Raw genomic sequence first — 14,223 nt, 5'->3', positions numbered from 1 at the left:
GTGCCCCGTTTTCCGACACGGAAAACGGCCCGGAATTCGTATCGAATTCCGGTTTCGCCAGGATCGAACGGATTGAAAGGAGAACCAGAGCGATGGCTATCGGAGGACGTATTCTCACCTGGTGGGAGGGGGCCTGGCACGCGGGCAATATCCCGGTCATTCGGGCCGCGGACCATGTGGCCTGGCTGGGGACACAGGTGTTTGATGGAGCGCGACTGTTTGACGGGGTGATGCCTGATCTCAACTTGCATTGTGCCCGGTTGATCCGTTCGGCTCACGCATTGGGGATGCAAACCGCGATTACGGGGGCGGAGATCGAAACCATTGTGCGCGACGGGGTGGCCCGCTATCCGGCAGGAGCCGAACTCTACATCCGACCGATGATGTGGGCCTGCGACGGCTCGTCTGGTCTGATCGACCTGGATCCGGCTTCGACCGCCTTTTCGATCTGTATCGAAGAGCTGGCAATGCCCCCAATCGAAGGGTTTTCGTTGACGGTCGCCCCCTTTTGCCGCCCGCGTCAGGACATGGCCCTGACCGAGGCCAAGGCCGGATCACTGTATCCCAACAATGGTCGCATCATGGCCTGGGCGCGTGCACGTGGTTTCAACAATGCCTTGTCGTTGGATGTCGACGGGCATGTGGCGGAAACCGCCTCGACCAATGTGTTTTTGGTCCGTGACGGGAGGGTGTCGACCCCGGTGCCCAACGGGTGTTTCCTCAATGGTTTGACCCGTCAACGGGTGATCGGCCTTTTGCGGGACGATGGGGTCGAGGTATGCGAAGGCCGCCTGACGGTTGCGGATTTTGAGACCGCGGATGAAATATTCTGCACCGGTAATATCGCCAAGGTGATGCCTGTCAGCCGATTTCAGAACCGGGAACTGGGGATCGGTCCGGTGACCCGAAAGGCGCGCCAGCTGTATCTTGAGTTTGCTCATGAAACAGGGGGGCAGGCAACTGGGGGCTACAATCTGGCCAAAGCCGGTTAGCTTTGAGTTGTTGTTTGTTGTTTGTATTTTATGGGCGGTGCGGCTTGGTGCGCCGCCCTTTGATTTTGGGGGTGTTTCAGATTGATTGATTGAAGAGCTGCGTGAGGTTTTGTTGGGTGAGTGTGACGGGGTTTCCGCCGCATGAGGGGTCTGTGAGCGCGCCTGCGACGAGGTCTGGGATTGCGTCTGCTGTGACGCCGAGCTCGGTGAGTTTGCGGGGGATGGCGAGGCTGTCGTTGAAGGTCTGGACAAAGGTGCAAAACCCGTCAAAGCCGCCGGTGATGCCCAGATAGGCGGCGGCCTGATCAAACCGGTCGGCGATTTCGGGTGCGTTCAGCGCCAGCACGGCGGGCATGCAGACCGCATTTGTGGTGCCGTGGTGGGTGTTGAACATGGCGCCGACGGGGTGGCTCATGGCGTGGATGGCCCCGAGACCCTTCATGAAGGCGGTGGCCCCCATGGCGGCGGCCGACATCATCTGGGCGCGGGCCTCCAGATCGGTGCCGTCCGTATAGGCGCGCGGCAGATATTCCTTGACCAGGCGCATGCCTTCGAGCGCGATGCCCTGGCTCATCGGGTGGTAATGGGGGCTGGAAAACGCCTCGACGCAATGGGCGAAGGCATCGAGCCCGGTGCCTGCGGTGATGGCCCTGGGCATGCCCACGGTCAGCTCGGGGTCGCAGATGACGACTTCGGGCAGCACCTTGGGGTGAAAGATGATCTTCTTGGCGTGGGTCACCGAATTGGTGATGACGCTGGCGCGGCCGACTTCGGATCCGGTGCCTGCGGTGGTGGGCACGGCCACGATGGGCGCGATGGCGTCCGCATCGGCGCGGGTCCACCAATCGTCCACATCCTCGAACTCCCACACGGGCCGGGTTTGGCCGGCCATAAAGGCCACCATCTTGCCCAGGTCCAGCCCCGAGCCGCCGCCAAACGCAATCACCCCATCGTGGCCCCCGGCGTTATAGGCGGCAACCCCTGCGGCCAGGTTGATCTCGTTGGGGTTGGGATCGACCTCGGCAAACAGACCCCGGCCCAGACCGGCGGCCTCCAGGATGTCCAGGGTGGCTTTGGTGATCGGCAGGTCGGCCAGGCCGCGGTCGGTGACCAGCAGGGGGCGTGTCATGCCGGTGGCGGCGCAGGCGGCGGGGAGTTCGCTGATCCGGCCAGCGCCGAATTTGATGTTGGTCGGATAGGACCAGTTTCCAACGAGAGACATGTTCGTTCTTCCTTCAGACAGGGTCAGGGCGGCTCTCAGCCGGTGACTTTCTTGAGATGGTAGGATTTGGGCCGGGTCAGATTGTGATAGCCGATGATGGAGAGCCCACCGCCGCGCCCGGTGTTCTTGCAGCCGGTCCAGCACAGGCCGGGGTCCAGGTAATCGGCGCGGTTCAGGAACACGGTGCCGGTCTCGATGCGATCGCCGACCGCTGCGGCGCGGTCCACATCCGCCGTCCACAGCGATGCGGTCAGGCCAAAGTCGCTGTCGTTCATCAGGGCGATGGCCTCCTGGTCACCGGACACCTTCATGATGCCCACCACGGGCCCAAAGCTCTCGTCGCGCATCACCGCCATGTCATGGGTCACGCCGGTTAGGATCTGCGGCGTCAGATAGGCCCCACCATCATCGGCCACCATCGGCGCGATATGGGCGGTTGCACCGGCGGCCACGGCGGCGTCGATCTGGGCGCGCACCTCGGCAGCGAACCGGACATTGGCCATCGGCCCCAGGGTGGTGTCCGGGTCCAGCGGATTGCCCAGGGTATAGCCGCTGACGATCTCCACGGCCTTCTCGACAAAGGCGTCATAAAGGCTCTCATGCACGTAAATCCGTTCGATCCCGCAACAGCACTGACCGGCGTTGAACATCGCCCCATCGATCAGCGTGTCGACGGCGGCGTCCAGATCGGCATCCTCCATCACGTATCCCGGGTCCTTGCCGCCCAGCTCGGTGCTGACGCCGGTGAAGGTCCCGGCGGCGGCGCGTTCCATCGCCTGGCCACCGCCGACCGAGCCGGTGAAATTGACAAAATCGAACGCCCGGCGCGCGATCAGCTCGGATGTGGTGTCATGATCCAGGAACACGTTCTGGAACACGTCCTGCGGCACGCCCGCATCGTGGAACGCCGCGGCCATGCGTTCGCCCACCAACAGGGTCTGGGTGGCGTGTTTCAACACCACGGTATTGCCGGCAATCAGCGCCGGGGCCACGGTGTTGATGGCGGTCATATAGGGATAGTTCCAGGGCGCGACGACCAGCACCACCCCATGGGGAATCCGTTTGATATATCGTTTGAAGGTCGCGTCCTCGCCCACGGCGATATCAGCCAGCGCCTCCGCCGCAATCGACGCCATATGGCTGGCGCGCTCGTTGAAACCGCCAAATTCACCACCATACCGAATGGGCCGCCCCATCATATGGGCCAGCTCGGGCACGATGGCATCATTCATCGCGCCCACCGCCGCGACCCCGGCCATCACCAGGTCAATCCGCTCGGCCAACGGCCGCGCCGCCCAGGCGGCTTGCGCATCCCGTGCCCGCGCCGCCACCGCAACAGCCGCCTCGCGCGACAGCACATCGCGTTCGGCAAACACCGATCCGTCAATCGGGGAAATACACGTTAATGTCTGGCCCATGCCCTCAACTCCACATCTCGGATCAGGGGCACGCGCCCCTGCTTCTTTCTGGTCAAAAATACCTCGGGGGTCTGGGGGCAGCGCCCCCAGCCTTGACCCGAACTCACGCCCGTTCGAACCCGCGCGCGACCTCCCAATCGGTCACCACCCGGGCAAACTCTTCGATCTCCACCTCGGCGGCGCGGGCGTAGTGGTCGACCACATCGTCGCCCATCGCCGCGCGCAGCATGTCCGAGCCGTGCAGCGCGGTGCGCGCCGCGCCCAGATCGCCGGGGATCAGGCCGGTGTCGCCCTGATAGACATCGCCCACCGTGGCGGGCTGCAGCTCCAGACCTTCCTCGATCCCGGCCAGGCCGGCGGCCAGCATGCCCGCCATCGCCAGATAGGGGTTCATGTCCGATCCCGGGATCCGGCATTCGACGCGGATGGCCTTGGACCCTTCGCCACACAGCCGATACCCGGCGGTGCGATTGTCCACCGACCAGATGATCCTTGTGGGGGCAAATGTCCCCTTCATGAAGCGTTTGTAGCTGTTGATATAGGGGGCCATGAAATAGGTGTAATCAGGCGCATATTTGAGCAGCCCGGCCATATAGGACTTCATCAGGTCCGACATCCCCAGCGCGTCATCCGAGTCGTGAAACGCCGGTTTGCCATCGGCCCACAGGGATTGATGCACATGGCTGGAACTGCCGACCTTGTCATGATGCCATTTGGGCAGAAAGGTTGCGGCGTGGCCCTGCTGCCAGGCGATCTCCTTGATCGCGTGTTTGGCGATCGAATGATATTCCGCCGTGTCCATGGCAGGCGCATATTTGATGTTCAGTTCTTCCTGACCGGTCTCGGCTTCGCCCTTGGTGCATTCGATCGGCAGACCCGCCTCCCACAGGTGATTGCGGATCGGGCGCATCACATGTTCTTCCTTGGTGGTCTGCAGGATGTGGTAATCTTCGTTATAGCCCGAGATCGGCGTCAGGTCCTGAAAGCCGCCCTTGCGGATCTCGTCAAAGCCCTTCTCGAACAGAAAAAACTCCAGCTCGGTCGCCATCATCGGCTCGAACCCCAGGGCGCGCACGCGGGCGACCTGACGCTTCAGCATCGCGCGCGGACTGTGGGGCACCTCGGCGTGGGTGTGGTGATCCAGAACATCACACAGCACCAGCGCGGTCCCCTCCAGCCAGGGCACAAGGCGCAGGGTGCTCAGATCCGGCTTCATCACATAATCGCCATACCCCCGCTCCCAGCTGGTGCTCGCATAGCCATCCGGCGTCCCCATCTCAAGATCCGTCGCCAGAAGGTAATTGCAGCAATGCGTCTCCTCCCACGCACCCCCAACAAAATGACCCCCATGAAACCGCTTCCCCATCAAACGGCCCTGCATGTCAACAAAACACACCAATACCGTGTCAATGCTGCCACCAGCCACCTGAGACTCAAGTTCCTTGAATGTGAGCATGTGCATCCCTCTGTCTGATGCGGCCAAGACTTTTAGAAAAAAGTCTTGGCAAATTTCTTGATCAAGAAATTTGGCCCGGAAAGACACCGGGCCAAACCGATTTTGTCAGCCGTAGCGATACGGCCGGCCGGCCTTCTGCATGTCGGCGTTGTACTTCTTGAAGATCTCGACAACCTTGGCCTTGGTGGGGCTTTCGGCGGCGATTTCATCCCAGAATTTGACCGCGGCCTCTTCGACCTGCGCCCATTCGGCATCAGGTATTGTGGTCAGCTTCATCTTGGTGCCATCCACGCGCAGCGAGGCTTCGCCACCCCAATACCACCACTGGCGATAATAGTGGGATTGGTCACAGCACACGCGGAACAGGGTTTGCAGGTCTTCGGGCAGTTCATTCCAACGTCCCTGGTTGGCAAAGAAGGACCCGGCCCAGGCACCCGAAATGTTGTTGGTCAGGAAGTAATCGGTCACATCGGCCCAGCCAACAGTATAGTCTTCGGTGATACCCGACCAGGCGACCCCGTCCAATTCACCTGTCTGCATGGCGACTTCGATGTCTTCCCAAGGCAGAGTCACCGGGACCACGCCGAATTGCGACAGGAAGCGTCCGGCAGTGGGGAAGGTAAAGACCCGCTTGCCCTTGAGGTCGGCCAGCGAATGGATCGGTTCCTTGGTCGCAAAATGGCAAGGATCCCAGGCCCCGGCGCTGATGTGTTTGACACCGACCTTGGAGTATTCTTCGTCCCAGATTTCGTTCAGTCCGTATTGGTTGAACAGAACCGGCACATCCAGAGAATAGCGCGACCCAAAGGGGAAATAGCCACCAAATACTGTGACTTCGGTGGGGGATGCCATCGAATCGTCGTCCGACTGCACCGCATCGATGGTGCCGCGTTGCATGGCCCGGAACAATTCACCCGTGGGGACCAGCTGATCGGCATAGAACAATTCGATCTGCATACGATCGCCCGCGATGGTGTTGAACATGTCTATGGCGGGTTTCACCACATGTTCGGCCAGCGCCGCGCCGGCATAGGTTTGCATCCGCCATTTGATGGTGGATTGAGCCAGCGCAGGGGTTGCCAAAGGTGCGGCCATGGCACCGACACCGGCGGTTTGCAGGAACTTGCGTCTTGATGTCATCTTTTCTCTCCTTGTTGAAATCCGGCCCCTTGCGTCAGGGCTTCTGGTTGTCGTTATTTTCCGTAGACATAATCGGGCAGCCACAGGGCGATCTCAGGGAAGATCATCACCAGGCTGAGGGCCAGCACCATCACCAGTGCAAAGGGGATGATGGACCAATAGATGTCGCGCAGTCCGATTTCGGGGGGCGCCATTGCGCGCATCAGAAACAGGTTATAGCCAAAGGGCGGTGTCATATAAGCGATCTGGGTGGTGATCGTGTAAAGCACCCCGTACCAGATCAGGTCGAACCCCAGCGCGCCAACCAGCGGAACATAAAGCGGTGCCACGATCACCAACATTGCCGTGTCGTCCAGAAAGGTGCCCATCAGGATGAAGCTCAGCTGCATCAGGATCAGGATCATCCAGGGTGACAGGCCCAATTGGGTGGTGAACAGGTCTTCGATCGCCTTGACCGCGCCCAATCCGTCAAAGATCGCGCCAAAGCCCAGGGCGGCCAGGATGATCCACATGAACATGCAGGAAATCGCCAGGGTGGACCGGACCGAGGTTTCGAACACCTCCCGTGTCATCCGCCCCTTGAGGATCGCCGCGACGAAGGCGGTCATCGCCCCGATGGCCGAGCTTTCCACCAGCGAGGTCCAACCGTTGACAAAGGGCACCATCATGGTGGCAAAAATCACCAGCGGCAGCAGCCCGGCGCGCAGCAGGCGCAGCTTTTCCGACATCGGGACATTGCGTTCCTCTTCGGGCAGCACAGGACCAAGATGCGGTTGAATGCGACACCGCACATAGATGTAGAGAATGAACATCGCCGCCATCATCAGGCCCGGCACCACGCCGGCCAGCCACAACTGGCCGACCGGTTGACGGGCGATCATCGCGTATAGCACCAACACCACCGAGGGCGGCACCAGAATGCCCAGGCTGGATCCGGCCTGGATTACGCCGGTGACCATGATCTTGTCGTACCCGCGGCGCAGCAGCTCGGGCAGGGCGATGGTGGCACCGATGGCCATACCGGCCACGGACAGGCCATTCATCGCGGAAATCAGAACCATCAGCCCGATTGTCCCAATGGCCAACCCACCCTGAACCGGGCCCATCCAGACGTGGAACATTTTGTACAGATCATCGGCAATCTTGGATTCCGACAGAACATAGCCCATGAAAATGAACATCGGCAGGGTCAGCAGCGGATACCATTTCATCAGCTTCATCGCTGCGGAAAACGGGATCTCGGACCCGCCGGTGCCCCACAACATCAGCCCGGCCAGCGCGCCCACGAAACCGATGGCACCGAACACCCGCTGCCCGGTCATCAGCATCAGCATCATGCCCGCAAACATGACGATAGCGATCATTTCATATGACATCAGAGCTCAACTCCACGAATGCGCCCGATATCCCGGAACAGTTCGGCAAGACATTGCAGCAGCATCAGCAGGACCCCGGTGCACAGAATGGTTTTGATCGGCCACAAATGCGGACGCCAGGCGGTCGAGCTGCGTTCGAGATAGCCCAGTTTTTCGCCCGTCGCGCCAGGGCCCTCGGTTAGCAGTGTCTTCAGAAGACCCCAAAAGAAATCAAAGGGTTCCATGCCGAAATAGCCCAGAGAATAGGCGGTCGAGCTGACCGCGCCATACAGCAGCACGCCAAGGTAGAACATCAGGAAGAACACGGTAAACGCATCCATCCATGCCTTGGTCTTCAGGGACCAACCGCCATAAAACAAATCCATGCGCACGTTCGATCCCATCTGGATCGAATATGGCCCGCCCAGCACGTAATAGGCGACCATCACGAATTGTGCGGTTTCCAGCGTCCACATGGACGGCACAAAGAAGGTTTTGGAAATCGACGACCACAGCAGCACGCCGACCAGAACAAAGATCAGATACATGGCAATGCGCCCGATGAACCTGTTCAGTGCCTCGATGGCGCGAATGTAGCGCAGGATGAACCTAGGCATTGTCGCCGCCTCCAGCCAACAGCGCGTCCAGCGCCGGGTTGATCAGCGCCAATAGGTCCCGGGCCATTGCGTTTTCCTCTTCTGTCGTGGTGACAAGATCATTGCGCACTTCGATCATGACATTTGCCAGCCCGTTGCCCAGCCCGTGCAGCTTGAGCGAATGGGTCACACCGTCTTGGGGGCCATAGGGGGCGTTGCGAACGACCTGGCGATGGGGCAGGCGCGGGGCCTCGGCCAACATCAGGTCGGCCATGCGGCGGTCGTCATCATGTAAAATGCCGATTTCAACCGCGCGGGGTTTGCCAAAATAGACCGGCGTGAAACTGTGGATGGTGATCAGCACCGTAGGCAGGGCGTCAGCCTGACGCCGGGCAATCACCTCCGAAACGGTCGTGCAGAACGGGTCATAGATCTGCGCAGTGCGTTCGGCCCGTTGGGCAGCCGTAAGGTCCGCATTACCGGGAACGTCGATCAGTTCAGAGCGCGCAGGCATCGCATCTGGGGCGTCGGGCGGGCGATTGCAATCATAGACCAGCCTTGACACCCGGCTGGCAACCATTGGTGACTCCAGCGCCTGCGACAGGGTCAATGCAATCGCCCGCGCGCCCGGATCCCAGGCGGCATGACTGTCGCGATCGCTGTCGCGCAGCCCCAATCGGTCATAGCGGTCGGGAATATCCTTGCAGGCGTGTTCGCACAGAATCAGCGCCGGTCCCCGCCCATGCGGGTTGACCAGTTCCACGACCTGGGACCCAGGCGGTGAACTTGGGTCTGACGCTTGGTGTTGCATTCGGATCTGCGCTCCTCATGGCGAGTTCTGTAAAAAAGTTTCCATAGTAATCATTTTGTGTCAATATCTTTTCAGAGGTGGTCTGAATCTGAGTTCCGGGTTTCGTTGCGTCACGGGGGGACCTAAGATGGGCCAATGCTGAAAAGGTAAGCGTTTTGACCAATCCAACTGCGACCGTGCGGGACCTGATCCGCGAGCACTATAACAATCTGACCCAATCAGAACGTAAGTTCGCGAATTCATTACTGGAAAACTATCCGTCTGCCGGGTTGGCCTCGATCACGGTGGTGGCTGCAAATGCCGATGTGTCGACACCAACAGTGGCCCGGATGGTGCAGAAACTGGGCTTCAAGGGATATCCGCAATTTCATCAAGCCTTGCTCAAAGAGCTTCAGGCCAAGGTTTCCGGCCCCACCCAGCGGCGCGAGAACTGGATGACCGAAGCGCCGGAATCGCATCTTTTGAATAGATTTTCCCAGGCGGTAACACAAAACCTGGGACAGACGTTTTCCAACATAGACCCGAATCAATTCGACGCGGCGACCCGACAATTGGCCCATCCGAACAGTCAGCTGTATGTTGTCGGCGGCCGGATATCGGGGTCGTTGGCCACCTATGCCTTTACCCATTTTCAGGCGATCCGCCAACGGGTGACCCATATGACGTCTTCGTCGGGAACCTGGCCGCATTATCTGTTGGACATGGTCGAAGGCGACACGCTGCTGTTGTTCGATGTGCGCCGGTATGAAACCAACCTGTTGCGACTGGCCGAACTGGCTTCTGAACGCGGGGTGACGATCATCCTGATCACCGATCAATGGGCTAGCCCGGTGGCGTCGGTTGCCAAGTTCACCTTTAACTGTTGGGTCGAAATCCCATCTGCCTGGGATTCGAATATCGCCACGATGATGCTGCTCGAGGCATTGATTGCAGGGACCCAGGAAGAAAGCTGGCCTGAAACCAAAGATCGCTATGACCGTTTGGACGAATTATTTGACATGACCCGGCTGTTTCGGAAATTTTCCTGACCGGGAGGCGTCAAACCGGCGGTTTCTGATCCGGATCAAAGAGTGGCATTCTGACTCCTGTATGTGTTTGACAACAGACAGAAAGAGGATCTGAAATGCTACGGCTTGCTTCCCTGCTTTATACCCTGATTTCATCCGCATTGGCCGGGACCGGCGTGATTGCCGTATTGGCGGCGGGTTACGTATCGGTCACGGCGATTTTGGCCGCCGCCGTAATCGGGGCCGTGATTGCAGCGCCGGTGTCCTGGTGGGTGGCCCGTCAGCTGTATAACGCCTGACGCGATTGCTCAGGCGTTCAGAAAGGTCCGGGCGGCGGCTTCGAATTCACGGGGTTTTTCTGCGTGCAGCCAATGCCCGGCACCGGGAATCTTGGCAAAGCGGGCGTTTGGGAACCGTGACCGGATGACTGCGCGATGCTCTGGGCGCACGTAATCCGATTCTGCGCCTGACAAAAACAGGGCCGACCCGGGCCAGACCGCATCGCTGTCCGGGAAGGACATGATATTTGGCATCTGATGGGCCAGAACATCCAGATTCAGCCGCCAGCGTTTGTTCGGGATGTCCAGCGATTGCGTGAAAAAGCTTTGCAATGCAGGGTCGACACCGGATGCGGCCAATTGCTGTTCTGCGTCGGATCTGCGCTCGAGTGTCTCCAGATCGACCGCACGCATGGCTTGGATGAATTGGATCTGACTGTGCCCATAGGTGACGGGCGCAATATCCGCCACCACCAACTTGTTCACGCGATCAGGGTGGTTCAGGGCCAACATCATTGCAGCCTTGCCGCCCATGGAATGACCAATGATATCCATTGGTGCGCCCTGTGCGTCGATCACCTGGGCCAGATCTGTGGCCAGATCGGGATATGTATGGGTGTCGGCCCAGTTGCTGTTGCCGTGGTTGCGCATGTCGACGGCCACCACCTGGCGCTCGTCTGACAGGCGTTTGGCAATCACCCCCCAATTGCGTGCCGAGCCATAGAGGCCATGGGCAATCAACAGGGCGGGTCGGTCGGTCGGGGTGCCGTGCAGGATCGTGTTCAACATGGGAATGTGATACCCTGAGGCAAGGAAAGGGGCCAGCCCCATTGAGGCTTTGGGGGGAGTCGCCTAAGGTCGGTCCAGCCCGTTTACAAAGTCTTGAGTGCCGACATGCAATCTGCAGACCCTTCCACCGAATTCATGACCTTGATTGAAACGGTGCGTGCCGCATTGCGGGACAAACAAGGGGTTGGTGGCCGGGATCTGGGCACCGCGCTGAGCAAGGCACGCCGCCGCCTGCCGCGCCGGATTCTTCGCCAGGGTCAGGTGTTGAGCAAAGCCGAGCCGATGGTTGGGCACCCAAAGCTGGTGCTGACGCTGGACCATGGTGCGATGCGAAAGGCCGGGGCAGAGGTTTTGTCCTATCTGGAAACCGTTGATGTTGCCGACCGCCGCAAGGGGTGGTGGTTGGGTATGTTGGGCGGCATGGCGTTCAACATCCTTTTACTGGTCACATTGCTGATCGGGGTGTTGATCTGGCGAGAGCTGATCTGACACAGGCCGGGGCCGAATTTTTTTTAAGGCCGGGGTTTCAAGGATGCGGGTTTGAGGCATCGTCTCGATGCTGAACTCGGGCCAAAACGAATCCCCCCCCGCGCGGGACGGGTTTATTGTCCGTTGTGTTTGGGTGTGTCGCGCGTGCGCGCGGATTGGGGCTCTGCCCCCGCAGCCTTTGGCTGCTCCCCCGAGGTATTTGTGACCAGAAAGAAGCCGAAGCGGGCGGTGTGCCGTGTGGTCGCGATCTGGGCTGGGGCGGCTGGACGGAAGCGTGGTGTTGCGGATTTGGAATGAAAAACCCCGCCGGCGGAATGCGGCGGGGTTTGAGAGGTTGTTAAGGATCCTGTGGTTTACAGGTTCGGATAGAGCGGGAAGCGCGCGCAGAGAGTGGCCACCTGGGCGCGGACCGTGGCTTCGACATCGGCGTTGCCGTCTTCTCCGTTGGCGGCCAGACCGTCGACGACCTGGATGATCATATCCGCGATCTCGCGGAATTCCGCCTCGCCAAAGCCGCGGGTGGTGCCTGCGGGTGTGCCCAGACGGATGCCCGAGGTTACGGTCGGTTTTTCCGGATCAAACGGGATGCCGTTTTTGTTGGTGGTGATATGGGCACGGCCGAGGGCCTTGTCCACGATGTTGCCGGTCACGCCTTTGGGGCGCAGGTCGACCAGCATGACATGGGTGTCGGTGCCGCCGGTCACGATGTCCAACCCGCCTTTGATCAGCTGATCGGCCAGCGCATCGGCATTCAGGCGCACCTGACGCATGTAGGCTTTGAACTCGGGGCGGAGCGCTTCGCCAAAGGCCACGGCCTTGGCCGCGATGACGTGCATCAGCGGACCACCCTGGATACCGGGGAAGATCGCCGAATTCACCTTCTTAGCGATTGCTTCATCATTTGTGACGATCATACCCCCACGCGGACCGCGCAGGGTCTTGTGCGTGGTGGTCGTGGCCACATGCGCATGCGGGAACGGCGAGGGATGTTCGCCTGTGGCAACCAGACCGGCGAAATGCGCCATATCAACATGGAGGTAGGCACCAACCATATCAGCAATCTCACGCATCCGGGCAAAATCGATGACCCGCGGGATGGCCGAGCCACCCGCGATGATCATCTTGGGCTGGTGTTCCTTGGCCAGGGCTTCGACCTCGTCATAGTCGATGAGGTTGTCGGACCGGCGCACGCCATATTGCACGGCGTTGAACCATTTGCCCGACTGGTTGGGCGCAGCCCCGTGGGTCAGGTGACCGCCCGAGGCCAGGTTCATGCCCAGAATGGTGTCGCCCGGCTGCAGCAGCGCCTGGAACACGCCTTGGTTCGCCTGGCTGCCTGAATTCGGCTGCACATTGGCAAAGTCACAGCCAAACAGCTGCTTGGCGCGGTCGATGGCCAGGTTTTCGGCCACGTCCACATATTGGCAACCGCCATAATAGCGACGCCCGGGGTAGCCTTCGGCATATTTGTTGGTCAGAACGCTGCCCTGGGCTTCCATCACGGCGGCCGAGACGATGTTTTCAGAGGCAATCAGCTCGATCTCATCGCGCTGACGGCCAAGCTCGGCCGTCACTGCGCCATAAAGCTCAGGGTCGCGCGTCGAGAGTGACTCGGTGAAAAAACCAGTGTCGCGGGGGGTGTCGGTCATGTTCGCTCCGTCCAAAATGGGTGATCTGGCGGATTTCCTATAGGAAACTCCCCGATATCGAAAGAGCGTAAAGCGACGAATTCGCACGTCTGAGCGGCAAGACTGGTCAAGAGCGGAAAGCTGTGGTTGTTTCGGAAAGGAATGTACAACACCGGAAACCGAGGTGCCGCTGTGAGAATCGCCTTTATGGCCAGCGAGGCGCCAGTCGCCCAAACGGCCCGTGCTGCATTGATTGGCCGTTACGGAGACGTGCCGGTTGAAACATCTGATCTGATCGTGGCCCTGGGGGGGGACGGCTTTATGCTGAAAACTCTGCATGGCAGCCAGGGGTTGGATTTGCCAGTCTATGGCATGAACCGGGGAACCATCGGGTTTTTGATGAACGAATACAGCGAAACGGATCTGTTGGATCGGTTGGCTGTTGCGCAAGAAGAGATCATCAACCCGCTGGCCATGCTGGCGATGGATCGGGAAGGGCACATCCACAAGGCCCTGGCCATCAACGAAGTGTCGCTGCTGCGTGCGGGACCGCAGGCTGCCAAACTGTCGGTGACCATTGACGGGCGGGTCCGCCTGGCTGAATTGGTGTGCGATGGGGCGCTGGTGTCGACACCGGCCGGATCAACCGCATATAACTATTCGGCGCATGGGCCCATCCTGCCGATCGGATCGAATGTGTTGGCGCTGACTGCGATTGCGGCGTTTCGACCGCGACGTTGGCGGGGGGCGGTATTGCCGGCCACGGCGCGGGTGCGGTTCGATGTGGTGGATCCGGACAAACGCCCGGTCATGGCGGATGCGGATTCAATTTCGATCAATGATATCGAATGGGTCGAGATCCAGTCCGAGCCGAGCATTCAGCATCGCATTCTGTTTGACCCTGAACACGGGTTGGAAGAGCGGCTGATTTCAGAGCAATTCACCTGAACCAGACCGTTTTCCGGACCAGGCAAACGGCTGGCCTGTGCTGGGGCGCAACATGGTGGCGTTGCATGGCACCGTTGCTGGTTGGGGCGTGACG

General features: G+C 60.0%; 14 protein-coding genes. 5 read left to right on the top strand and 9 right to left on the bottom strand.

All coding sequences use genetic code 11. From position 1 onward, the window contains the following. Positions 1-92 precede the first annotated feature (92 nt). Complete coding sequence (locus QEZ52_RS15630) at positions 93-992, top strand: branched-chain amino acid aminotransferase (RefSeq protein WP_406645371.1); 900 nt, start codon at positions 93-95, stop codon at positions 990-992. Positions 993-1,068: 76 nt separating this feature from the next. Here QEZ52_RS15630 and QEZ52_RS15625 read toward each other — a convergent pair whose 3' ends face one another. The 7 genes from QEZ52_RS15625 to QEZ52_RS15595 form a co-directional block, all read right to left on the bottom strand. Continuing rightward, positions 1,069-2,214, bottom strand: a complete 1,146-nt coding sequence (locus QEZ52_RS15625) for an iron-containing alcohol dehydrogenase (RefSeq protein WP_406645369.1) — start codon at positions 2,212-2,214, stop codon at positions 1,069-1,071. A gap of 35 nt (positions 2,215-2,249) precedes the next feature. After that, entirely contained in the window at positions 2,250-3,632 is a 1,383-nt protein-coding gene (locus tag QEZ52_RS15620) for an aldehyde dehydrogenase family protein (protein ID WP_406645368.1), read from the bottom strand. Positions 3,633-3,735: 103 nt separating this feature from the next. Continuing rightward, positions 3,736-5,088 carry a glutamine synthetase family protein gene (locus QEZ52_RS15615; RefSeq protein WP_406645367.1) on the bottom strand — a complete coding sequence of 451 codons (1,353 nt, stop codon included), beginning with the start codon at positions 5,086-5,088 and terminating at the stop codon, positions 3,736-3,738. A gap of 105 nt (positions 5,089-5,193) precedes the next feature. After that, a complete protein-coding gene (locus tag QEZ52_RS15610; protein ID WP_406645366.1) occupies positions 5,194-6,228 on the bottom strand; it encodes a TRAP transporter substrate-binding protein in 1,035 nt (344 codons plus the stop codon). A 53-nt stretch (positions 6,229-6,281) separates the two neighbouring features. Then, positions 6,282-7,604, bottom strand: coding sequence for a TRAP transporter large permease subunit (locus QEZ52_RS15605; protein ID WP_406645365.1), 1,323 nt, complete (start codon positions 7,602-7,604; stop codon positions 6,282-6,284). Beyond that, positions 7,604-8,200, bottom strand: a complete 597-nt coding sequence (locus QEZ52_RS15600; RefSeq protein WP_406645364.1) for a TRAP transporter small permease subunit — start codon at positions 8,198-8,200, stop codon at positions 7,604-7,606. The genes QEZ52_RS15605 and QEZ52_RS15600 overlap by 1 nt, the downstream gene beginning before the upstream one ends. Continuing rightward, the gene (locus QEZ52_RS15595) at positions 8,193-8,990 is read right to left on the bottom strand and encodes an N-formylglutamate amidohydrolase (RefSeq protein ID WP_406645363.1); all 798 of its coding nucleotides are present in this window, start codon (positions 8,988-8,990) and stop codon (positions 8,193-8,195) included. The genes QEZ52_RS15600 and QEZ52_RS15595 overlap by 8 nt, the downstream gene beginning before the upstream one ends. A 155-nt stretch (positions 8,991-9,145) precedes the next feature. On the opposite strand from QEZ52_RS15595, the gene QEZ52_RS15590 reads away from it, so the two are divergent. Both QEZ52_RS15590 and QEZ52_RS15585 read left to right on the top strand, forming a co-directional pair. Beyond that, a complete protein-coding gene (locus QEZ52_RS15590; protein WP_406645362.1) occupies positions 9,146-10,018 on the top strand; it encodes a MurR/RpiR family transcriptional regulator in 873 nt (290 codons plus the stop codon). Positions 10,019-10,113: 95 nt separating this feature from the next. Beyond that, the gene (locus QEZ52_RS15585; protein WP_406645361.1) at positions 10,114-10,296 is read left to right on the top strand and encodes a hypothetical protein; all 183 of its coding nucleotides are present in this window, start codon (positions 10,114-10,116) and stop codon (positions 10,294-10,296) included. 9 nt (positions 10,297-10,305) lie between these two features. Here QEZ52_RS15585 and QEZ52_RS15580 read toward each other — a convergent pair whose 3' ends face one another. Continuing rightward, positions 10,306-11,064, bottom strand: a complete 759-nt coding sequence (locus QEZ52_RS15580; protein WP_406645359.1) for an alpha/beta fold hydrolase — start codon at positions 11,062-11,064, stop codon at positions 10,306-10,308. Between the two features lie 105 nt (positions 11,065-11,169). On the opposite strand from QEZ52_RS15580, the gene QEZ52_RS15575 reads away from it, so the two are divergent. Continuing rightward, positions 11,170-11,553, top strand: a complete 384-nt coding sequence (locus QEZ52_RS15575; protein ID WP_406645358.1) for a hypothetical protein — start codon at positions 11,170-11,172, stop codon at positions 11,551-11,553. A gap of 353 nt (positions 11,554-11,906) precedes the next feature. Here QEZ52_RS15575 and glyA read toward each other — a convergent pair whose 3' ends face one another. Continuing rightward, positions 11,907-13,202 carry a serine hydroxymethyltransferase gene (gene glyA, locus QEZ52_RS15570; protein WP_406645357.1) on the bottom strand — a complete coding sequence of 432 codons (1,296 nt, stop codon included), beginning with the start codon at positions 13,200-13,202 and terminating at the stop codon, positions 11,907-11,909. Between the two features lie 141 nt (positions 13,203-13,343). Here glyA and QEZ52_RS15565 point away from each other — a divergent pair, with 141 nt between their 5' ends. Beyond that, positions 13,344-14,129 carry an NAD kinase gene (locus tag QEZ52_RS15565; RefSeq protein ID WP_406645356.1) on the top strand — a complete coding sequence of 262 codons (786 nt, stop codon included), beginning with the start codon at positions 13,344-13,346 and terminating at the stop codon, positions 14,127-14,129. Positions 14,130-14,223: the final 94 nt, after the last annotated feature.

It is taken from the genome of Aliisedimentitalea scapharcae (genome assembly GCF_045277565.1).
In the GTDB taxonomy this organism is placed as follows: Bacteria; Pseudomonadota; Alphaproteobacteria; order Rhodobacterales; family Rhodobacteraceae; genus Aliisedimentitalea; species Aliisedimentitalea scapharcae.
The sequence above is the reverse complement of the archived record's forward strand: the minus strand, read 5'-3'. Positions and strand labels throughout refer to the sequence as shown.

Excerpts from the sequence above, each read along its gene's own strand:
- QEZ52_RS15580 (WP_406645359.1), bottom strand. The coding sequence starts at position 11,064 with ATGTTGAACACGATCCTGCACGGCACCCCGACCGACCGACCCGCCCTG.
- QEZ52_RS15605 (WP_406645365.1), bottom strand. The coding sequence starts at position 7,604 with ATGTCATATGAAATGATCGCTATCGTCATGTTTGCGGGCATGATGCTG.
- QEZ52_RS15630 (WP_406645371.1), top strand. The coding sequence starts at position 93 with ATGGCTATCGGAGGACGTATTCTCACCTGGTGGGAGGGGGCCTGGCAC.
- QEZ52_RS15615 (WP_406645367.1), bottom strand. The coding sequence starts at position 5,088 with ATGCTCACATTCAAGGAACTTGAGTCTCAGGTGGCTGGTGGCAGCATT.
- glyA (WP_406645357.1), bottom strand. The coding sequence starts at position 13,202 with ATGACCGACACCCCCCGCGACACTGGTTTTTTCACCGAGTCACTCTCG.
- QEZ52_RS15620 (WP_406645368.1), bottom strand. The coding sequence starts at position 3,632 with ATGGGCCAGACATTAACGTGTATTTCCCCGATTGACGGATCGGTGTTT.
- QEZ52_RS15600 (WP_406645364.1), bottom strand. The coding sequence starts at position 8,200 with ATGCCTAGGTTCATCCTGCGCTACATTCGCGCCATCGAGGCACTGAAC.
- QEZ52_RS15565 (WP_406645356.1), top strand. The coding sequence starts at position 13,344 with ATGTACAACACCGGAAACCGAGGTGCCGCTGTGAGAATCGCCTTTATG.
- QEZ52_RS15625 (WP_406645369.1), bottom strand. The coding sequence starts at position 2,214 with ATGTCTCTCGTTGGAAACTGGTCCTATCCGACCAACATCAAATTCGGC.
- QEZ52_RS15595 (WP_406645363.1), bottom strand. The coding sequence starts at position 8,990 with ATGCAACACCAAGCGTCAGACCCAAGTTCACCGCCTGGGTCCCAGGTC.
- QEZ52_RS15575 (WP_406645358.1), top strand. The coding sequence starts at position 11,170 with ATGCAATCTGCAGACCCTTCCACCGAATTCATGACCTTGATTGAAACG.
- QEZ52_RS15585 (WP_406645361.1), top strand. The coding sequence starts at position 10,114 with ATGCTACGGCTTGCTTCCCTGCTTTATACCCTGATTTCATCCGCATTG.
- QEZ52_RS15610 (WP_406645366.1), bottom strand. The coding sequence starts at position 6,228 with ATGACATCAAGACGCAAGTTCCTGCAAACCGCCGGTGTCGGTGCCATG.